A 21,184-nucleotide genomic window follows, 5' to 3' on the forward strand; every position below is an offset into this window, starting at 1 on the left:
GACGCTGGGTTTCTTTTTGTTGACGTATAGACGCCTGATCGTAATTGCATAGTAGTCCATCCTTAGGCGAGTTGACTGCGGTATACAACCGTGATATATTTAGCCTGCTAAACAATTTAAAGATAAAGGCTGAGAAAAGAGATATGGAGATTAATGTTGACTGCGAGATTCGTGAGTTGTTCGATAAACTTTCGGCTAAAATGAGACGAGATTACAGCGAAAGTCTTCGGGAACTAAATCTGTATGTCGGACAGGATAATCTGCTCTACCGTTTATGGTTAGGCGACGGCATCACGCAAATGCAACTAAGCGAACATTTGAATTGTGAACCTCCCACCATCACGAACATGGTTAAATCTCTTGAACATAACGGATTTATTTATCGTAAACGTGATGAGAAAGATGCACGAGTCATGCGCATTTTTCTAACCGACAAAGGGAAGGAACTTCAAGAGCCCGTCGATAGCATATGGAAAAAGCATCAAGAAAAGTTGCTTAAATCGATTTCTACGGATGAACGACTCCTATTAAGACGGCTTATGAAGCAGATGGAGAGTAATTTGTTTTAAGTCTCTCCTTTTCTTGGATATTATTTAGCAGGCTAAGTTAATAGTTAGCTCACTAAAAATTTAACCTTTTAAGAAATTAATTAACTGTTTAGCAGACTAAATTAATTTGTGGATTCCGTTCCTACAACCCGTAAAGGAGAAATTAAATTATAACGACGAAACAAAAAAATGGTGTTGGTATAAATCTAACAGTGGCAAGCAAACAGTCCTTCATGCTTGAGATTTAACAAACAAGGATCTGCGAAAAAAATAATCGGTTATCTTAATTTACAAGGAGTATATAGAAATGAAGAAGCAATACAATACGCGTGCCATCTTGGTATCGCTGCTTATCTGCGGTTTTGTCGGCATGTTTAGCGAGACCGCTCTAAACATAGCAATGACGAACTTAATGGAAGTGTTCCGAATTTCGGCCGCAACCGCACAGTGGTTAACAACGGGGTTCTTGCTGACGCTTGGCATTTTAATGCCCCTGAGCGGGCTGCTGCTGCAAATGTTTACGACGAGGCAGCTGTTCACGGGTTCGCTCATAAGCTTAATCGTGGGTACAGGGATTGCGGCGCTCGCGTTCAATTTCGAAATGTTGATGTTCGCCCGAGTTTTGCAGGCGGTTGGCATGGGATTGTTACTCCCGCTCATGTTCAACACTATTCTTGTCATCTATCCGCCGGAAAAGCGGGGGGCGGCGATGGGATTCGTCGGACTTGTTATCATGTTCGCGCCGGCAACCGGCCCGACCGTGGGCGGTCTCTTAATCGAATATTTAACATGGCATTATATCTTCTGGTTCTCGCTGCCGTTCCTGGTTATTGGGCTCGGAGTAGGGCTGAAATATTTGGAAAATGTCACCGAGGTTTCGAAGCCCCGGATAGACCTTCTGTCTATCGTATTGTCAACGATCGGCTTCGGAGGAGTTGTCTTCGGCTTCAGTAAGGCGGGCGAAGGAGCTGAAGGCTGGGGCAGCATGGTCGTGGTCACATCCATCGTCGTTGGGCTTGTCGCGCTGTTATTATTCATACTGCGGCAGAAATTTATGAACGATCCGATGATTAATCTGAACGTTTTCAAGCATCCGATGTACGTCGTTGGACTGCTTATGGTCCTGTCGTGTATGTTGATCATTATGGCAAGCATGATTATTTTGCCGATGTTTCTTCAGACGGGTACAGGTCTGTCTGTATTCATCACCGGACTCATGCTTTTGCCGGGCAGCGCGCTGAACGGTATCCTCTCGCCGCAAGTAGGGCGTTTATTCGATAGATATGGACCAAAATGGCTCGTTGTTCCCGGTCTCGTTATCGTTGCAATCATGTTATGGTTCTTTACTAATGTATCCCCGGCTTCTTCTGTAGCCTTTATTGTGGCTTTGCATATCGGGCTCATGGTTGGGATCGCCATGATATGGATGCCTGCTCAAACGAACGGGCTAAATCAATTGCCGCCGGAATTATACCCGCACGGCACGGCAGTCATGAACACGCTGCAGCAGGTCATAGGCGCGATTGGAACAGCGGTCGCAATCAGCATCCTTTCGGGCGGTATGGAGAAATACTTGAACGGTTCCGCTGCCCCTTCCGAACAAGCGGAAATTGCAAACGCGATAACGGCAGGATCGCAAAACGTATTCTTGTTTACGATGATCATCGCCGTGATTGGCGTCGTCATAGCGCTCTTCATCCGCCGCGTCGTCGTCAGCAGCAAAGCGATGAATTCGATGCATTGATAACCGTAGCGGATAGGATCGAGCACGGTGGCTGCAGCGGACTTACACGTTGAGAGGTAAGGCCGGTCTTCCTTGCCCGGTGCTATAAATTCGCCGAATATGGCATGGAACGAATCGAGCAAAGGATTTATCGGTTATAGGATGTACCTCGTACAGACAGGCAGTGATGAAATTGATTAATTGGGCGGACATAACAGCACTGGCGCGAGCGGAGACAGATGTTCTTGTCGATGCTTATCAAGACGCGATTGCATTGGGGCTCAGTAAGGATTTCATCCGCCTGCTGGACAAGGAACTGGACGAAGAGGCGCATGAAGCGACAAGGATCGTACGAAAGGTTCAGACCGGCGGATTGCAATCAACTTCGAGAATGATAAAAAACTTCGAAAACAATACTTGATCGATCGTTCCGGAATTGATATAGTAGTGTCATCAGGTGAGCGGCAATCGTAAGAGAAAGCCGCCTGGGGTAAAGTGACTACGAAGCAGTAAACATTTTTTTGTTAATTTCAGACCGATAGGTCAAAAAAAGACGGAGGTTGTAAACATGTCTACATTCACGCCGAAATTATCCGTGCTCGATCTCGCCCCGATATTGGCTGGCGGATCCGCCCGGGATGCTTATCGACGCACATTGGATCTTGCCCGTCACGCCGAGAAGCTGGGCTATCACCGGTTCTGGCTCGCCGAGCACCATAACATGCCGGGGATTGCCAGTTCGGCTACTGCTCTCCTGATCGGGCACGTCGCATCCGGAACCGAGAAGATTCGGGTCGGATCTGGCGGCGTTATGCTGCCGAATCACGCGCCGCTGGTCGTAGCGGAACAGTTCGGAATGTTGGAATCGCTGTTCCCGGGGCGCATCGATCTTGGCTTGGGCAGAGCTTCCGGCACGGATATGCGCACGACGCAGGCTCTTCGGAGAACGATGGGAGCGGGCGGAGCGGATTTCCCGGAACTGCTGAGCGAGCTGCGCGCCTACCTGGATCCGACGTTCGAACCGAATGATTCCGGCGTGCGCGCGGTTCCCGGCGAAGGACTGAATATTCCGGTTTGGCTGCTGGGTTCCAGCGATGTCAGCGCGCGGATGGCGGGACGCCTCGGTTTGCCGTTCGCCTTCGCCAGCCATTTTGCCCCGGATGGATTACATGGAGCGCTGAAGGCATATCGAAGTTCCTTCATCCCCTCGAGAGCGTTGAAAGAGCCCTACGTGATGATCGGATTGACCGTCATGGCGGCCGACGACGCAGATGAAGCGCGCTATCTTGCGACATCGGAAGCGCGGCAAGTGTTAAGCCTCCTGCGCGGTCGCCCGGACAAACTCCAGCCTCCGGTGGAAGATATGGATGCGTTGTGGAATTCACGGGAGAAGGCGCTTATTTCCAAACAGTTGGATTTCGGGCTTATTGGCGATCAGGCCACGATTCGAGAGAAGTTGCCTGCGATTTACGAAGCGACGCAAGCGGATGAATTCATCATTACGAGCCACTTACACGATCATCAGGCTCGCTTGCGGTCGTATGAGATTGTTGCGGAAACGGCGAAGGAAATGTGGCCGTAAACGAAGGGCGAAAAGAACGAAAATAGTTATTGACCGATCGTTCCGGAAATGGTATGATGATTCCAGATCGAATAGTCAAGAATGAAAGGGGGAAATAACCGGTGATGCTTCAAGAAGCAGATTTCATCCAAGAAAGTATTCGGGAACGAGCGCAAGTCACATTCCGGAATCATCTGAGACATATAGCCGGCGGGAATATAAAGGCTTGGGTAGAGCAGGATGATGGCATCCTCGAATTTCCATACGGACCGGCAGGCTCCCAGGAGAGGAAGTCCGGCAAGTCCGAGTTGTACGACTACATGAAGGATTTCCCGAAGCGGTTCGACGTGGATTTTACGGAATTGGTTTTTCATCCGATGGCCGATCCGGAGCTGGTAATTGCAGAGTTCAAGGCAGTAGGGCGGCATCGGGAGACCGGTCACCCGCACAAGCAGACGTACATTAGCGTCGTGGAGACGAGAGACGGCCTGATTACGCGCTACCGGGATTTTTGGTTCAACTTTAGTTCGCCGCTCGTACAGCCTTCGATTCGGCATTAGAGGTTGGAGGAGTTCATTACGCATAGGAGGTGTTGAAGCGGTAAGGCGTGAAAGACTATTTTTTTGACCATTTTGGACTGAATGATCTAATTATAAACCAATTAACTGGAGGAGCCAACCATGGCAAACCAAACGATGACCCAAGAAGTAGAAGTAGTACGTGAGAAAGCGCAGCAAGCCTTCCGCAACCACCTGAAACACCTGTCTGGCGGAGACATTAAGGCATGGGTGGAGCTGTGGGAAGAGAACGGCGTGCTGGAGTTCCCTTACGGACCGGCCGGATTCCCGGATCGCAAAGAAGGCAAGGCGGAGCTGTATGACTACATGCAGAACTTCCCGAAACATTTCGAAGTCGCCTTCACCGATTTGCAGTTCCATCTAACGATTGACCCTGAGCTGGTCGTTGCAGAGTTCAAATCGTTCGGCAAGCACCGGGAGACGGGCAACCCGTACAACCAAACCTACATCAGCGTCGTGGAAACGAAGGATGGCCTGATCACGCGGTACCGGGATTTCTGGAACCCGCTTGTGGCGATCGAATCGGTCGGCAGCGTGAATGACGCGGTGAAGTTCTCGGAGTAGTCCCGCGGGAGGAAAGACAATCATTTTCGTGAACAAATCAGATCGATCAGTCTAAATAAAAATAAACTAATTCATTGGAGGAATTAACCATGACAAACCAAACGATGACGCAAGAAGTAGAAGCCGTACGTGAGAGAGCGCAGCAAGCCTTCCGCAACCACCTGAAACACCTGTCCGGCGGAGACATTAAGGCATGGGTGGAGCTGTGGGAAGAGAACGGCGTGCTGGAGTTCCCTTACGGACCGGCCGGATTCCCGGATCGCAAAGAAGGCAAGGCGGAGCTGTATGACTACATGCAGAACTTCCCGAAACATTTCGAAGTCGCCTTCACCGATCTCGAATTCCATCTGACGGTTGATCCGGAGCTGGTGGTCGCAGAATTCAAGTCGTACGGCAAGCATCGCGAAACGGGCAATCCGTACAACCAAACGTACATCAGCGTCGTGGAAACGAAGGATGGCCTGATCACGCGGTACCGCGACTTCTGGAACCCGCTTGTCGCGATCGAATCAGTCGGCAGCGTGAACGATGCGGTTCGATTCTCGGAGTAATCCGCGGCAGGACGACTGGCAAACTCGCAAACGGCCATCATATGCCTCTTCTTGACTGAACGTTCTAAAATCGTTAGCATAAAGGAGGAGAAAGGGGTTATCCATTTGGCAAGAAGCAAGGAGTTCGATACGAATCTCGTGCTGCACAAGGCGATGGAGGTGTTCGGGCACTATGGCTATGAAGGCGCCTCCATGCAGCTGCTGCTCGATGGCTTGGGCATTGCCCGTCAAAGCATGTATGACACGTACGGGACGAAACGGGACCTGTTCCTGAAGGCGGTCAAGCACTACGTGGACGAGAAGTCCTCCGCGGTTGTCGCTTATTTGGCAGAGACGTCGCCGGTGAAGAAAGCCATCACGGATATATTCGTCGTCATCGGAGACACGTTAAGAGACGAGCAGCGCCGCAAGGAGTGCTTCATTCTCTACAGCGCGATCGACCAGGTCCCTCACGACCCGAAGATCGCCGAGCTGTTCGAACAGGACAAAATTCGGCTTGAAGAGGCGCTGTACGACGCGTTGGTACGCGGCCAGCGGCAAGGCGAATTCGGCCCGAACCGGGATATGCGAGCGCTGGCGCGGTACTTGTACCATGCGCGGTATGGGCTGACGCAAGTCGCCAAGTTAACGGACGACCCGCTCGTCATCGATCAGATTACCGCGGTTACGCTGTCCGTGCTGGAACATGAATGAAGCGTCGCAAGGTGCTTCATTCCTTTTTACCAATATTAGAACGAATGGTCAAAATAAAATCGGAACGCAGACCCGTTCGTCTGCATGAAAAGGGGAATCGATCATGAACGCAGCAAAATATAAAGGTGTGGCGCTATTCATTTTGGCGGTCTCGCAGTTGGTCATGGCGCTGGACTATACCATCATCTTCGTGGCCATGCCGTCGCTTGGCAATGAGCTCGGATTCTCGGCGAATCACCTGCAATGGGTCGTCAGCGCCTATTCGCTTGCCTTCGGGGGCTTCCTCCTCATAGGCGGCCGCTTATCCGATCTGATGGGGAGAAGGCGCATGTTTATGATCGCGATGGGTCTCTTCGGACTCGGCTCGCTGCTCGGTGGATTGGCAGAATCGCAGCTGATGCTCATCGCGGCCAGAGCGCTGCAAGGTCTGGGCGGCGCGCTGCTGTCGCCGGCAACCTTGTCGCTGATCATGTCTAACTTCAATGAAGGTCCGGAACGTAACCGGGCGATGGGCATCTGGGCATCGATGGGCGGCGTAGGCATGTCGCTTGGCCTGCTGCTCGGCGGCGTGCTCACGAGCTACATCGGATGGGAATCGACCTTCTTGGTCAACGTGCCGATCGCGCTTGCCGTCGTGGTTCTCGCGCCATTCGTATTGACGGAGAGCAAGTCGCCGGCAGGTGCCAAGCATTATGATGCGGCAGGAACCATCTCGGTAACGGCAGGTCTGCTGAGTGTGGTCTATTATCTCATTCAAGCGCCGGTCGAAGGCTGGGCTAGCGCATCGACTAGCACCATAAAGCAAATAGGTCAATACAGTAAATTATATATTTTTTCGTTTTGAAAAATAAGGGACAAGTCCCTCATTTCATATTCCGTTCTTCAGTTCTCATTCATCAATTTTAGTAGTTCATCTGCATTTTTCTTATGAGAGGGCTGATGCGAAAGCTCGGTCAATAGGTTGACTATTTCTTCTTTGTTGTTAATCAAACTACCAGTTGAGCGAAGGTTATTTAACAGTGTGACCATAACAGCTGGATAATTGGCCATATTAGCATCATTAAAAGAAGTGTATTTGCGCAAGGCATCTGCTTTACTTGCATGCTCTATTGCTAAATTAATATCGTTTTGGGAAATACCTGATGCGATCCGTCCAATCTCCGCCTTGAAATCATGATCAATTGAAGCGAATTCTTTATCAATATCCCCCTTCTCAATAAAACAATAAATGTTAAAAGCCAACGAACATATTAGCAGGAGCCAACTAACCACGTAGAGTTTATTTCTCACCTGTTTATCCACTCCTAAGCTAAAATAAATAAGGAGGGAGTTCTCCCTCCTAACTCAATTCATTATAACACATCAGAATGGACTTAATTGAGCATGCCGAATTAGGCCTGCGAACGCATGACAAAGACCAGAATGCTCTCTGCGAGCGTTTCTGGTCTTTGTTGTATACATTTGCTCGCGGGGGCGTACCCTTACGGCCCTGAAGTCAAAGGCGGGTTAGGATCAGGCGCCGGGCCCGGATTCGCCTGCGCTCCGCCGCCGCCTCATTCTCGGCATCGATAAGCTGTTTGGGTTCATAAGCGTCTACGACAAGCAAATAGCGGGTCGCGTTGCTATTAAACGCTATTGACTTATCCACTACTGCGTGTTACTTTGTAGTGGTAGTAAGTATCACAGGATACCAGCCATACAGAATAGCAAAGGGTGATCGAGCTGGAAAATTTAACGGAAATGCTCAAAGGCGTGCTCGAGGGCTGTGTCCTTGAAATTATAAGCCGCAATGAAACCTACGGCTACGAAATCACGCGGCGGCTGAATGCCCTCGGCTTCACGGACGTCGTGGAGGGAACGGTGTACATCATCTTGATCCGGCTTGAAAAAAACAAGTTGGTGGAGATCGCCAAGAAGCCCTCCGACATGGGACCTCCGCGAAAGTTCTTCGCGATCAACGACGCGGGACGCGAGGAGCTGCGGAGGTTCTGGGGAAAATGGGAGTTCGTATCCTTAAAAATTAACGAGCTAAAGGAGAGCAAATTATGAATTTTTGGGAAAAAATCACCGGCAGCGACATGACGAAAGAAATGAAAGCTTTTGACTCGCGAGTCCAAAAGCTGCCGGCTGATTATCAGTCGGCATGGAAAGAAATCAACGCCCATCTTTGGCCGCATTCGGATTTCAGCGGTCGCAACCTCATGCCCATTCTAGACGGCGCGCTCGGCCTGCTCGAAGAAACGGCGGCGGACGGTCAGCGTGTCCAAGAGGTATTGGGCGACGATATCAAAGGCCTCTGTTCGGCGCTGGCCGGCGAAGCCGGGGCGAAGTCATTTCGCGACAAGTGGCGCGATCAGCTCAACCATAATATCGCCAAAAAATTAGGCAAATAGGAGGGATACGATGAGTATTCGAGATATCATCGAAGGCAAAAGAGAATGGCGCGCGTCAAAGCGCTCCCGCATGATTATCAGATCGTTTATAAAGAGATCCAAAAATATTTCTTCAAAGTCGGCCCTGTCGAGTTGACCGAAGGGACGGGTTTGCTCTCGGGGATTGTCGATCTTTTCGAAGAGGGGGCGGCTATGAGGAAAGGCGTGCTCGAAGTGACGGGCCGTGACGTAGCGGCATTCTGCGACGATCTCATCAAGGATTCTAAAACTTACGCCGGCCTCTATCAAGAATCTGTTGGCCCGAAAAACAACAAGCCATGAAAAAGGTTGCGGATCAATCCACGTAAGGGCATATCGGGATGGAAGAACCTACTGAAATGAGAAGGCATAAGAAAACCGCGCAGTGGCGCGGTTTTCTTATGATCACTTGCAACTTTCATGGGCAAAGTAATTAATTCGAAACACTACCTTGACAGTCGAGGTAGTGTGGCGTATTATACAGACATGGAGGTGAGCAACATGAGCGAGAACAAAATCACATCCGACCTGTTGCGCGGCCATACGGACACGATGATTTTACGGCTCTTGTCCGAAGCGGACCGTTACGGCTACGAAATTACGAAGCTGATCGCCGAGCGTTCGGGCGGCGAGTATGAATTGAAAGAAGCGACGATGTACTCCAGTTTCCGCCGGCTTGAAGCGGACGGCGACATCGAGTGGTACTGGGGCGACGAATCACAGGGCGGACGACGCAAGTATTTTAGGATTACCGATAAGGGCAAGGAGACATACGCCCGCAACCTCAGCAATTGGGCGTATGCCAAGCGCGTATTAGAAAACTTACTTTAAAGGGGATGGGATGAAATGAATAAGAAACTGACGGATTATCTGGATAGCGTATTCGCGGCATACGACGGCGTGAAGAGCGTCAACGAATTAAAGTCCGACCTGCTCTCCGATCTGCAGGAGCGTTATCGCGAACTGAAGGCCGAGGGCAAGGACGACGACACCGCGTTCAAGCGGACGATCGAGACCATCGGCGACATCGAGGAGACGATCTTGGAGGTCGCCAACCTCTCCCGCTCGCTGGAGCGGCAGGTGGTGACGAACCTGAGCGCAAGCAACCTGGTAGACAGCGACTTCGCGGGTATAACTGCTCACAAAGGACAGTTCACCGGCAGCGCGCTGCACGGCTCCGACTTCTCGGGCGCGGATTTGACCGGCAGCTCGTTCAAGAGCAGCGACGTGCGCGAAGCCAATTTCGACGGCGCGAATTTGACCGACTGCAGCTTCACCACGCTGGATCTGAGGAATGCCAGCTTCAATAAGGCGATCCTCGTCCGGACGAATTTCAGCAAGTCGGGGCTGGATGGCGTCCGATTCACGGGCGCAAGAGTGACGGACGCGGCGTTCACGATGACGGATCTTCGCAAAACCAGCTTCGAAGGCTGCGCATTCGACGGCGTCGACTTTACCCTGTCCGACTTGAGCGGGCAACGGTTCGACGGGCAGACGTTCATCGGCGTGAAGTTTGATAAAGCGGGACTGCAAGGCGTGTCGTTCAAAGGCGCGACGCTGAAGAACGTCTCCTTCCAGTCGATGTCCATCTTCTCGAAGAAGTACTATCGCGCGATCAAGACGATCGACTTCGACGGCGCGACGATGGATAAACTGACCTACGCGCTGCTCAAAGGCATGGAAGCCAATCTGTCCAACGTGACCGTCGTTTAATTAAAAAGGAGGGATTCCGATGAAAACCGCGCAAGCCGTGCAAACCGCGCATGCCAAGTCCATTCAAGTGAAAGGTCTGCAAAAATCCTACAAGCAGCTCCAAGTGCTGAAGGGCGTCGATTTCGAGGTGGAGAAGGGCAGCATCTTCGCGCTCCTTGGTTCCAACGGCGCCGGCAAGACAACGGTCGTCAAAATCCTCACCACGCTGCTCAAGCAAGACGGCGGAACCGCCGCCATCAACGGATTCGATGTCGCGTCCAAACCGGATCATGTGCGCCAGGAGATCGGTCTGACCGGACAATTCGCCGCCGTGGACGAAATCTTGACCGGACGGGAAAATCTGATCATGATCGCCAAGCTGCGCTACCTCAAGAACCCGCGTCAGGTGGCGGATACCATGCTGCAGCGCTTCGGCCTGACAGAGGCTGCCGACCGCAAGGCGTCGACGTATTCGGGCGGCATGCGCCGCAGGCTCGACATCGCATTGAGCCTGGTCGGCAACCCGCAGATTATTTTCCTCGACGAGCCGACGACCGGACTTGACCCCGAATCGCGCATCGAGGTGTGGAAGATCGTCAAGGAGCTGGCCGACGGCGGCACGACGATCTTCCTGACCACGCAGTATCTGGAGGAGGCCGAACAGCTCGCCGATCGAATCGCCATTTTGCATGAAGGAAGGATTATCGCCAGCGGCACGCTCGCGGAGCTGAAGAAGCTGTTCCCAACCGGCAAGGTGGAGTACGTGGAGAAACAGCCGACCCTAGAGGAAATTTTCCTCGCGATCGTCGGCAATAAGGGGGAGAAATAATGGAAACGGTAAAAAACCACTTTTTCAGCGATCTGGGCGTCATGCTGGGACGTTCCATGCGGCATATTACGCGGAGTCTGGACACGATCATCTCCGTCACCATCATGCCGATCGCGATGATGCTGCTGTTCGTCTACGTATTCGGCGGGGCCATTCAAGCCGGAACGGATAACTATGTGAATTACCTGCTGCCAGGCATCCTCCTGATCGCGATCGCCAGCGGCGTCGCCTACACGTCATTCCGCCTGTTCACCGATATGCAGCGGGGCATCTTCCAGCGGTTTCACTCCATGCCGATATCCCGTTCGACCTTGCTGTGGGGCCATGTGCTGACCTCGCTCGTATCCAACGCGATATCCGTTGTCGTCATCATTGGCGTTGCGCTTATTATGGGCTTTCGGTCGTCGGCGGGGGTACTGCCTTGGCTTGCGGTAGCCGGCATTCTGGTCCTATTCACGCTGGCGTTGACGTGGGTCGCGGCGATCGCCGGCTTATCCGCCAAAACCGTGGATGGAGCGAGCGCTTTCTCTTATCCGATTATCTTCCTGCCGTTCATTAGCTCGGCGTTCGTGCCGACCGAGTCGATGCCAACCGCCGTTCGCGTCTTTGCCGAGAACCAGCCGGTGACCTCGATCGTGGAAGCGATCCGCGCGCTGCTGGCCGGCCAGCCGGTAGGGAACGAGATCTGGGTCGCGCTTGCATGGTGCGTCGGCGTTATGCTCGTAGCTTATTTCATTGCGATGCGGGTGCACAACAAGCGGGTGTAAGACAGACGCTCCAGCTCTTATTGCGGGTCCTCAATACTCCGACATTGCACTTCCTTCTAACCTGTACACAAGGTGGAGAACCCTAACCATATAGTGCTTCGACCATTGAGGTCCGCTGAATGAGCGGATCTTTTATTTTGGGCATAAAAAAATGACCCCTGCATTCAAGGGTCATCTCCGGGCAACTTCACCGCTTTCGGCTCAGTCGAAGTATAAATGAAAAAATGGATTGAACAAGAAATAACGCTATGATATAATCAGTAGCGCCATTGACATTTCAACAGAAAGAGTGTATTCGATTTTATTCCCACTTTAATCTTACCTCTCGAGCTTTGATTTGTCAATGCCCTTTTTTATAAAGGAAAAAGGAGTGTGTTCAAAGCCATGGACGCGAAGGATTGGCAGCAGGAACGGGAACGGCTCGAACAAGTCGGAAGCAAGCTGCAGGCGAGAATCGCCGAGCTGGAGCCAGAGGTCGAGGGGCTGCATGATCAGGCCTCGGACATCCGCAGGCGCTTCTGGGAAGAAGTGACGATCAACACGGCCACGGACGAGGATTTCGAAGAAACGTTCCACACGATTAACCAGCAGTCGGCGGTGCTGGCCGAGCGGGAGCGCGTTCACAAGTTGTTGACGCAGCAGTGGAAAAGCATGAAACGGCTGCTCCCGTCGCCTTATTTCGGACGGATCGATTTCGAGGAAGACGGCATGGATTTCCGCGAGCAGGTCTACATCGGCGTCTCTTCCTTCGTCGACGATGACGGCTTGAGCTTCCTGATCTATGACTGGCGCACGCCGATCGCGAGCCTGTATTACGACTACTCCCCGGGGCCGGCGTCCTATGTCACGCCGACGGGGCCGATCGAAGGGGCGATGGCGCTCAAACGTCAGTTTCAAATTCAAGACGGGCAGATTCGCAGCATGTTCGACGCCAGCGAGACGATCGGGGACGAATTGCTGCAGCACGTGCTCGGCCAAGGCGCGGACTCGCAAATGAAAACGATCGTGGCCACGATCCAGAAGGAGCAAAACGCCATTATCCGCGATGACGCGAGCCGCATGCTGATCGTGCAAGGGGCGGCCGGCAGCGGCAAGACGTCCGCGGCGCTTCAGCGGGTAGCCTACTTGCTGTACAAACACCGCCAGACGATCAAGGCCGATCAGATCGTGCTGTTCTCGCCGAATCCGATGTTCGCCAGCTACGTCTCCACCGTCCTGCCGGAGCTCGGCGAAGAGAACATGCAGCAGACGACGTTCCAGGAATATCTCGACTATTGGGCCGGCGCCGCGCTGCGGCCGGAGGACCCTTTCGACCAGATCGAATACGTCCAGACCGCGCATGGCGAGCCGGGCTATGAAGCTCGTCTTCAAGGGATCGCCTACAAATCCTCCGAAGCGTTCCTGCGGGCCTTGCAGAACTACGGCGCATGGCTGGGGCAAGAGGGCATGCAATTCCACGAGATCCGGTTCCAGAATCGCGTGGTGATTGCCGCCAAGCGCATGCGCGCGCAATTTTACGGCTATGACCGAACGCTTCCGCTCTACAATCGCGTCGTTCTGCTGCAGGAATGGCTGCTCGGCGAGCTGGCCGCGCGAGAACGCCGGGAACGGGAAGCGCCTTGGGTCGAGGAAGAGATGAATTATCTCGACGCGGATCAGTACGCCGAAGCGTTCGGCATGCTGCATAAGGAGAAGGAGCTGTTCGATCTTGCGGAGCATTACGCCTCCGTCCGCGAACGCATCACCAAGAAGCGCCGGGAGGACGAAGCCGACTTCGACTTCGCGCTGAAGGAGGAAGAACTGCTCCGCCGCAGCATCGTGAAGGAGCGGTTCAAGCCGCTGCGGAAGATCGTGAAGACGTTCGCGTTCGTCGACGTTCGCGCCATCTACGGCCAACTGTTCGAGAGCGAAGACGGTTACCGGGCGAAGACGAACGAGTCCTTCATACCTCCGCTTTGGCCGGAAATCTGCAGGCAAACGAACGAGAAGCTGCAGCGGAACGAGCTGTTCTACGAGGATGCGACGCCTTATTTGTACGTCAAAGAGCTGGTCGAGGGCGTTCGCACGAATACGGAAATCCGGCATGTGTTCGTCGACGAGGGGCAGGACTATTCGATGTTCCAATTTGAATATATGAAGAAGCTGTTCCCCCGCGCCCGGATGACGGTGCTCGGCGATTTCGGCCAGGCGATCTTCCTGCAGGCGACGAGTCTAGCCGCGGCCGATTCGCCGCTGCTCCGCCTCTACGGCGAGGCCGACACGAGGCTGATCCGCCTGGTGCGCAGCTATCGTTCGACGAAGGAGATCGTCGAGTTCACGAGAGCGATGCTGCCGGGCGGGGACGAGATCGTCCCCTTCGAGCGAAGAGGCGCCAAGCCCGTTCTGACAAGAATGGACGACGGGGAGAAGCGGGATGCGCGGCTGCTGGCGGACATCGCGGCGCTCCGGGACGAGGGCTTCGATTCCATCGCCGTCATTACGAAGACCGCGGCCGAGAGCCGGGAGGCCCATGAAGCGCTGCGTGTTCATCTAGGCGAGGCGCTGCGCTTGATTACGAAGGAGACGCCGGACTTCGAGAAGGGCGTGATGGTCATTCCCGTCTATCTGGCCAAAGGCGTCGAGTTCGATGCCGTCTTGGTCTACGAGGCTTCGGCTGACGCCTACGGGCGAGAGAACGAACGCAAGCTTCTGTACACGGCGTGCACGCGGGCGATGCACCGGCTCCATCTCTATGCGACGGGCGAATGGTCGCCGTTCGTGCGGGCATTGCCTGCGGATTTGTACGAGGAAGCGTCATACTGACGTAGCAAGGCGATGTCGGGCCGTCATAAGCCGCCGCCGCTCACGATGCCGTCCATCACCGACGCTGCCTGTTGCCCGTCCTCAAGACGAAGCGCATTCATCTTATGCTCACGATGAGCAGAAAGCAGGAATCTATGTCCGCTACTAAGCAAACTCAACCTTCGGCAGCCGCCGGGGACGACTTCTCGCTGAAAGCCATTCTACCGCCGCTCCTGGCGATTATCGTCGGCATGATCATGGTCATCCTGGACAGTACCGTCGTCAATAACGCCATACCGAAGTTGGTGGACTACTTCGATACGGATCTGAAGACGATCCAATGGACCGTTACCGGCTATACGCTGGCGTTATCCGCCGTTATCCCGCTTGCGGGCTGGATGACCGATCGATTCGGCGCCAAGCGAATTTTCCTCATTACGATCGCCTTGTTCACGATCGGCTCCGTGCTGTGCGGTATCGCCCAGACGCCGGAGCAGCTCATCTTGTTCCGCGTCATTCAAGGCCTGGGAGGCGGCATGATGGCCCCGATCGGGATGGCGATGGTGTTCAAGCTTGCGCCGCCGGAGCGCCGCGGCTCCATCATGGGCATGCTCGGCATCCCGATGCTGATGGCGCCGGCGTTCGGACCCGTGCTGTCCGGCTGGCTGGTCGATTCCGTCAGCTGGCACTGGATTTTCATCATCAATCTCCCGATCGGCATCATCGCCATGATACTAGGGGCCAAGTATTTGCCGAAAGCTGATCGTCAGGCCGCCCCGCATCTGGACGTCATCGGCATGTGCCTCGCGCCGATCGCCTTCTCCATGTTGGCATACGGCGTGAGCGAAGGCGGCACGAGCTGGTCCCAGACGTCGACGATTACGGGCCTGGCCGTCGGCGGCATCGCGCTCCTCCTGTTCATCTTCGTGGAGCTGCGGCAGAAGCAGCCGCTGCTCGAGCTTCGCGTGTTCCGGTCATCCGACTTCACGCGAGGCATCATCTTGACGTGGGTCGTGCAGCTCGCGCTGTTCGGCGCCATGCTGATCGTGCCGCTGTACTTGCAAGGCGTCATGGGCTATTCCGCGCTGGAGACGGGCTGGATCCTGATGCCGCAGGCGATATGCTCGGGCATCGGCATGCCGATCAGCGGCCGGTTGTTCGACAAGATCGGCGCGCGTCCGCTCGCCTTCGGCGGTCTAACCGTCATCTCCGTTGCCTTGTTCATCTTGTCCGGCATATCGGTGGATACGTCGCTGTGGGTGATCATTCCGTGCATCTGTATCATGGGTCTGGGCATGGGCTTCGCGATGATGCCGCTCAACACGCACGTGCTGAATTCGGCGCCTCGCGCGCTGGTGAGCCGCGTCACGCCGCTGACGACGGCCGCGCAGCAAGTCATCGTCTCGTTCGCGGCCGCGGGCTTGACGGGTTACCTGACGTCGCAGATCGCTTCTCATGCCGCGAGCGCGGGAGCGGACGCGAATCCGCTGAGCGCCGTCGTCGCGGGCTACGGCGACACGTTCTTCCTGTCCGCGTGCATCGTAACCACGGGCGTCGCGCTGTCGCTCCTGCTGCGCAAGCCGAAGCGGCAGGAAGTAGGCGGCACAGCCGGCGGGGAACAGCCGGACCCGGCGATGATGGCCGGTCACTGATCGTCGCGCCTCGTTCCTCGGAATCGATTCGCCAGTTTGCCAATAGCCTTGGCCGTTCATCGGCCAAGGCTATTTGTTCTTTTATTCTTAGGTCGCTTGTCCTTCCTCCCAGCAGCGCGTTCCTGTTGATTCCCGCCTCGGCCCCATGAATATACTGGAAATTCTCCTAGAGGAAAATCCCCCGGGAGATAAGCATCTTCAAAATCGACTTTTTCAGGAACAACTAATTAGTCCAAGCAGTCATTCATTTCTAGCAATATATTATATTAAATCAAGTGCTAGCTTGGTTTTATATCAAAGATTGAGAGGAAGTGGTGTTATTGCCGGGATTTGAAAGAAAAATATGGGGTTTTAGGTATCACGAATTAGTAAGAGGTGAATGTTGTAGAAAAGTTTTTGGACGGAAAGTATGCGTCCCTTGTCCAGTAAGCAGGTACGTTGATTATTCCATTTACCTGGGATTTAACCATCCATCTGTAACACCATCATGGCAGGCATCAATCTACTCTTGTGCTAGTGCAGCAGTTGCGGCTGCTTATTCGATTTTAGCTCCAGCTATTGCTTCATGCTCAGCTGGTCCAGGATGTATTGCCGCCATTGCTCTTGCAATTCCACTCGCCAATAACGCGGCAAGAGAGGCATTCCGAAAATGCATAGCTAATACTGATGTTCCAGAGTCAATATACAGGCAAGTTAATTTGGGAATCTACACCAGAAAATCTGTTCTTAGTTCGACAAGGCTAAAAAGACCCATAAAGAAGAAAAGAGCAAAAAATAATGCGCCTTTAAGAAAGAATACGTCTGCAAGAAAGGGCATGTCTGCAAGAAAGGGTATGCCTGTAAGAAAGAATAGTTCTATCACGATGAAGAAGAAAGTATGCGGCTGCAAGAAATTGCGGAAGCGATAATATTTAATGATATTAAGTAACTTTTTTGCTTCAACAAAACACCATTCAAGTCTAAGCAGCCAGTCGTCGGGAATCAACCGGCGACTGGTTATTTAGTTTCGTTTGAAGGCATTGCCACCGAGCAAGAGCTCCTGGACGTCATCGTTGGCATGGAGCCGACGGGTCATTACTGGATGAACCTGGCCCATTTTCTAAGCGAACAGCATGTTACGTGCGCTGTGGTTAATCCGCTCCACGTGAAGAAAAGCAAAGAATTGGATGACAGATCGAGGCGTCTTCTTAAGGAGGTCCAGAATTAAGCCCGTCAACAAAAAATGGCCCAAATGATTCGTCCCAAAGTGAGTCTCGAAACCTTGTTTTGATCACGAACGGCCATGATCACGTTGGCGCTTAGAACTCTTTCCGGAATTCCATCCACCATTCCCCATCTTATCTCCTCATTCGGTGCGCAACTTCACCTTAGTATATCGAAATTGCCCAAAGGGCCGGATAACCGAATCCCTGCAAGTTGTAGCAAGAATGAGTAACGGCCGTAAAGTTCGTAGGATATGACCTCATCTTCGTAACAAAACCCATAACCTTCATGATTTGATCGAGATATAATGGGCCAATAGCTCAAGCGTCGACTACTTCTGCTCTGGGGGCGGGCCCGATGATGCATCGTCTGTACAAGCTGAATCTTAAGCAGCAATTCGTCCTGTTCTTTATTTCCTTGATCGTGCTGCCCATTCTAGTGGCCTATTGGCTCGTATCCGTCAAGGTGACCTCGATTACGGAGAAGCAGATGGGCGATACGCTATTCCAATTGGTGAAGACGAGTCATCTGACGTTGGACGAAGTGATTGCCTCGGTGGACGGCACGTCGGAGAAGCTGCTGATCTCGCCGGAGATCAGACGTCTGTTGGACGCTCCGCCGCACACGGATTACGACCGCCTCAAAGAATACTTGGCGTTGGACCAGCTCCTCACGAGCTATTCGTCGCCCAACGCCATCAATTATTCCGTCTGTATCCCCGACCTTGCGATGCGGTATACGTTCGCGCCGACCTCGGACGTGAAACCGAACGGGGTTTTCTTCTCGTGCGACACCTTGCCCGGCGGCTGGTTCCAGGATGCGGTGAACGAACGGGGTTCCGGCATTATTCGAATTCTGATCAAGCCCGGCGATAACGTCAGCAGCGAGAAGACGGCCGCCTATGTACGAGGCATGAACAGCAACCACGATAAAGACCGGCCGGCGGGCGTGCTCGTGATCACGGGCTTAAACATCCTCCTTCAGAAAAATATCCAATCGCTGCGCATCCCGAGCGGCGGCCAAATCGTGCTCCTCGATAAGTCCAATACGATCCTGGCCGAGAATGCCGCCAATCTTGCGGTCGGCGATCGTCTGCCCGTGCCGGAATCCGTGAGCAGCCTTGAGCAGGGCGTGATCTTGGAGCGGAACGGGCGGGATTCCTCGATGTACGCCTTTCATGCCAGCGCGGACAGCGAGACGAAGCTGCTCTTCAAGATTCCGCGTCAATCCATCGTCGGCGAGCATGAAGGGATTCGGCAGCTGTTCAATACGCTGATGATCGTCTACTTCTTCATTTTGCTGCTCGCCAGCCTCTACTTTATCCGCCATATTCTAAGCCCGTTGTCGCGATTGACGCGGCTGACGCGTTCGTTCGAACCGGGAAGGACGCTGGGCAACGAAATGCTCCTGAACCGCAACGACGAGATCGGAATGCTCAATCAGTCCTTCATCGACATGACCAAGCGCCTCAACCAAACCGTTCACGACAAGTACGTCCTGGAGCTCAAGCACAAGGAATCGGAACTCGCCCTGCTGCATTCCCAGATTAATCCGCATTTGCTCTACAACACCTTGGAATCGATCCATTGGCGGATCATGCTGGAGGGCGGGCAGGAATCGGCGGAGATGGTCCGCGATCTGTCGCTGCTCATGCGCATCGGTCTTAGCCGGGGGGAGAAGCTGATCCCCGTCCAGGAGGAGATCAAGCATGTCGAGGCTTATATTCGCCTGCAGCTGAAACGGTACAACTACGCGTTCGTCGTCGACTGGGACATCGTGGAGGAAGCGAAGTCCGTCTTGATTCCGAAGGTCATTCTGCAGCCGTTGGTGGAGAACGCGATCAATCATGGCATTCGCAAAATGGGCAGCGACGGAAGATTAAGCATCTCGCTGCGCGCGCAAGGGGATACCTTGTGTGTCGCGATCGCGGACAACGGCTATCAAGCCGTGGATCTCGCGAAGCTCCATTCGATTCTGGAAGGCAAGCTGCCGCATGAAGGGTACGGGATCTTGAACGTGCACCGCCGCATCCGGCTTCATTTTGGCGATGAATACGGGCTGTTCTACAAGAAGATGCCGACCGGCGGCACGCAGGCTATTATTGTGATGCCCCTTGCGGGAGAAACCGTCGCGGCGGGCGATAGCAGGAGGTAGCGATGTACAACATATTGGTCGTGGACGACGAACCGATGATCGGCGAAGGCGTGGCCATGGCGCTGCGCGGCGCAGACCTGCGGCTGGGCGATATCTATATCGCGCGCAACGGGTATGAGGCGTTGGACTATATCCGTCTGGAACGAGTCGATCTGCTCATTACGGATATCCAGATGGATCGCATGTCGGGCTTGGAACTGATCGAGACGATGTTCGCCGAGAATTGGACGATTCCCGTCATTGTGCTGTCGGCGCACGGGGAGTTCAATTATGCGCAGAAAGCGCTGCGTCTGGGCGTCAAAGAATACATCATCAAACCGGTGGTGCCGAGCGAGCTCATTCGGATTACGCGCCAATTGATCCAAGAGCGGGATCAGCATCTGAGGGACCGGTCGGAAGCGGCGTTTCGGCAGAAATACTCGCTGGAAGCATTGCCTGCGAACTATGACCAGGTCTTGACCGAGTTACTGGCGGAAGGGATGCGGGAGTCGGAAGTGGAGGCCATACTCGAGCATTGGGGCCGGAGCATGCGCGGTCCTTTTTTCGCCATGCTCGTCATGAAGCTTCATATCTCGGGCTCCGGCTTTCAGGGGAAGGCGGCGTCTTTGCGAGACCGCAATCTGCTGCGTTATGCGGCAAGGAACGTCGTGGAGGAAACTTTGGATGGCTGGTCTCCGCTCGTCTTCGCGAGCAGCAATCAGCACATTGCCGTCGTGCTCCAATATGACCAAGAAGCGCGGAACGACCCGGAGAGTCTCCGGGAGCGCATGATGATCGCCCAACTCGTGCACCGTAATTTGCTCCAATATCTCAATATGGACAGCGCGATCGGACTGAGCCGCGTAAAGGAAGGCACGTCGAGCTGGCCGGCGCTCTCGCGGGAGGCGCATGAGGCGTTAGGCTGGAGCGACGATCATCCGGGCTATGCCGTGTTCGCCATCGAGGAAGCAGAACGGCTTGCGAAGCAACGCGCGGGGCGGGAGACGGACGGGGGTGACCCGGCGCTCCAAGACAACAACGCCGTCATTTTGCAGGCCAAACAATACATTGAAACCCACTACCGGCGCAAAGGGTTGAAGCTGCAGGAGATCGCCTCGTCCGTCTACGTGACGCCCAATTATTTGAGCTACTTGTTCAAGAAGTCGCTCGGCTGCAACCTGTGGGATTACGTGACGCAGCTTCGGATGGAAGAAGCCAAGACGCTGTTGAAGACGACGGACATGCGGAGATACGAGGTGTCGGACTACGTGGGGTATGACTCGCCGGAGCACTTCGGGAAGCTGTTCAAGAAATATTTCGGCGTCAATCCGACCGAATCAAGGTGAAACGGCTGTCGCCGCTTGTATTTTAAAATAAGGACCGCGCCTTGCGAAAACGAAAAACGTAAGTTTACACCTCACGCCCGTTATATCGCACCTCGAAGGGAAGGGCTGACCTATCCTACAATAAAGGTGCAAGTAAATATAGGGAAATGCGA

Annotated in this window: 21 protein-coding genes and 2 pseudogenes; 22 read left to right on the plus strand and 1 reads right to left on the minus strand. The window is 53.7% G+C overall.

Going from position 1 to position 21,184, the window contains the following annotated elements:
• Positions 1-143 precede the first annotated feature (143 nt).
• The 9 genes from BCM02_RS23290 (at position 144) to BCM02_RS23330 (ending at position 7,062) form a co-directional block, all read left to right on the plus strand.
• On the plus strand, positions 144-569 hold the full coding sequence (locus BCM02_RS23290) for a MarR family winged helix-turn-helix transcriptional regulator (RefSeq protein ID WP_148931527.1): 426 nt from the start codon (positions 144-146) through the stop codon (positions 567-569).
• A 286-nt stretch (positions 570-855) separates the two neighbouring features.
• Positions 856-2,292: a DHA2 family efflux MFS transporter permease subunit gene (locus BCM02_RS23295; protein WP_148931528.1), complete on the plus strand. Its 1,437-nt coding sequence runs from the start codon at positions 856-858 to the stop codon at positions 2,290-2,292.
• A 166-nt stretch (positions 2,293-2,458) separates the two neighbouring features.
• Positions 2,459-2,692 carry a sporulation histidine kinase inhibitor Sda gene (sda, locus tag BCM02_RS23300; protein WP_148931529.1) on the plus strand — a complete coding sequence of 78 codons (234 nt, stop codon included), beginning with the start codon at positions 2,459-2,461 and terminating at the stop codon, positions 2,690-2,692.
• Between the two features lie 147 nt (positions 2,693-2,839).
• Positions 2,840-3,853: an LLM class flavin-dependent oxidoreductase gene (locus tag BCM02_RS23305; RefSeq protein ID WP_148931530.1), complete on the plus strand. Its 1,014-nt coding sequence runs from the start codon at positions 2,840-2,842 to the stop codon at positions 3,851-3,853.
• A 104-nt stretch (positions 3,854-3,957) separates the two neighbouring features.
• Complete coding sequence (locus BCM02_RS23310) at positions 3,958-4,392, plus strand: nuclear transport factor 2 family protein (RefSeq protein ID WP_148931724.1); 435 nt, start codon at positions 3,958-3,960, stop codon at positions 4,390-4,392.
• A gap of 120 nt (positions 4,393-4,512) precedes the next feature.
• The gene (locus tag BCM02_RS23315; RefSeq protein ID WP_148931531.1) at positions 4,513-4,974 is read left to right on the plus strand and encodes a nuclear transport factor 2 family protein; all 462 of its coding nucleotides are present in this window, start codon (positions 4,513-4,515) and stop codon (positions 4,972-4,974) included.
• 89 nt (positions 4,975-5,063) lie between these two features.
• A complete protein-coding gene (locus tag BCM02_RS23320) occupies positions 5,064-5,525 on the plus strand; it encodes a nuclear transport factor 2 family protein (RefSeq protein WP_148931532.1) in 462 nt (153 codons plus the stop codon).
• Positions 5,526-5,630: 105 nt separating this feature from the next.
• Positions 5,631-6,218 (plus strand): TetR/AcrR family transcriptional regulator, encoded by a 588-nt coding sequence (locus BCM02_RS23325; protein WP_148931533.1) that lies wholly within the window; start codon positions 5,631-5,633, stop codon positions 6,216-6,218.
• 103 nt (positions 6,219-6,321) lie between these two features.
• Positions 6,322-7,062 (plus strand): MFS transporter, encoded by a 741-nt coding sequence (locus tag BCM02_RS23330; RefSeq protein ID WP_246183518.1) that lies wholly within the window; start codon positions 6,322-6,324, stop codon positions 7,060-7,062.
• 38 nt (positions 7,063-7,100) lie between these two features.
• Here the strand turns inward: BCM02_RS23330 and BCM02_RS23335 are convergent, their stop codons facing one another.
• A complete protein-coding gene (locus BCM02_RS23335) occupies positions 7,101-7,508 on the minus strand; it encodes a hypothetical protein (RefSeq protein ID WP_148931534.1) in 408 nt (135 codons plus the stop codon).
• 450 nt (positions 7,509-7,958) lie between these two features.
• Here BCM02_RS23335 and BCM02_RS23340 point away from each other — a divergent pair, with 450 nt between their 5' ends.
• From BCM02_RS23340 to BCM02_RS23400, 13 genes and pseudogenes are all read left to right on the plus strand, one after another.
• Positions 7,959-8,267, plus strand: coding sequence for a PadR family transcriptional regulator (locus tag BCM02_RS23340; RefSeq protein WP_148931725.1), 309 nt, complete (start codon positions 7,959-7,961; stop codon positions 8,265-8,267).
• Entirely contained in the window at positions 8,264-8,611 is a 348-nt protein-coding gene (locus BCM02_RS23345) for a DUF1048 domain-containing protein (RefSeq protein ID WP_148931535.1), read from the plus strand. The genes BCM02_RS23340 and BCM02_RS23345 overlap by 4 nt, the downstream gene beginning before the upstream one ends.
• 10 nt (positions 8,612-8,621) lie before the next feature.
• Positions 8,622-8,932: pseudogene (locus BCM02_RS23350) on the plus strand (DUF1048 domain-containing protein).
• Between the two features lie 198 nt (positions 8,933-9,130).
• Entirely contained in the window at positions 9,131-9,460 is a 330-nt protein-coding gene (locus BCM02_RS23355) for a PadR family transcriptional regulator (RefSeq protein ID WP_148931536.1), read from the plus strand.
• A gap of 15 nt (positions 9,461-9,475) precedes the next feature.
• Positions 9,476-10,342: a pentapeptide repeat-containing protein gene (locus tag BCM02_RS23360; RefSeq protein WP_148931537.1), complete on the plus strand. Its 867-nt coding sequence runs from the start codon at positions 9,476-9,478 to the stop codon at positions 10,340-10,342.
• Positions 10,343-10,361: 19 nt separating this feature from the next.
• Positions 10,362-11,150, plus strand: a complete 789-nt coding sequence (locus BCM02_RS23365; RefSeq protein ID WP_148931538.1) for an ABC transporter ATP-binding protein — start codon at positions 10,362-10,364, stop codon at positions 11,148-11,150.
• The gene (locus tag BCM02_RS23370; RefSeq protein ID WP_148931539.1) at positions 11,150-11,917 is read left to right on the plus strand and encodes an ABC transporter permease; all 768 of its coding nucleotides are present in this window, start codon (positions 11,150-11,152) and stop codon (positions 11,915-11,917) included. Before BCM02_RS23365 ends, BCM02_RS23370 begins: the two co-directional genes overlap by 1 nt.
• A 384-nt stretch (positions 11,918-12,301) precedes the next feature.
• Positions 12,302-14,719, plus strand: a complete 2,418-nt coding sequence (helD, locus tag BCM02_RS23375) for an RNA polymerase recycling motor HelD (protein WP_148931540.1) — start codon at positions 12,302-12,304, stop codon at positions 14,717-14,719.
• Positions 14,720-14,832: 113 nt separating this feature from the next.
• Positions 14,833-16,350 (plus strand): MDR family MFS transporter, encoded by a 1,518-nt coding sequence (locus tag BCM02_RS23380; RefSeq protein WP_148931726.1) that lies wholly within the window; start codon positions 14,833-14,835, stop codon positions 16,348-16,350.
• 320 nt (positions 16,351-16,670) lie between these two features.
• Positions 16,671-17,258: a hypothetical protein gene (locus BCM02_RS23385; protein ID WP_148931541.1), complete on the plus strand. Its 588-nt coding sequence runs from the start codon at positions 16,671-16,673 to the stop codon at positions 17,256-17,258.
• A 137-nt stretch (positions 17,259-17,395) separates the two neighbouring features.
• Positions 17,396-17,527, plus strand: a pseudogene (locus tag BCM02_RS23390) (IS110 family transposase); the annotation flags it as partial.
• A gap of 383 nt (positions 17,528-17,910) precedes the next feature.
• On the plus strand, positions 17,911-19,707 hold the full coding sequence (locus BCM02_RS23395) for a sensor histidine kinase (RefSeq protein ID WP_148931543.1): 1,797 nt from the start codon (positions 17,911-17,913) through the stop codon (positions 19,705-19,707).
• A gap of 2 nt (positions 19,708-19,709) precedes the next feature.
• Positions 19,710-21,032, plus strand: a complete 1,323-nt coding sequence (locus BCM02_RS23400; protein WP_148931544.1) for a response regulator transcription factor — start codon at positions 19,710-19,712, stop codon at positions 21,030-21,032.
• Positions 21,033-21,184: the final 152 nt, after the last annotated feature.

The organism is Paenibacillus methanolicus, from assembly GCF_008124765.1.
GTDB lineage: Bacteria > Bacillota > Bacilli > Paenibacillales > Paenibacillaceae > Paenibacillus_Z > Paenibacillus_Z methanolicus.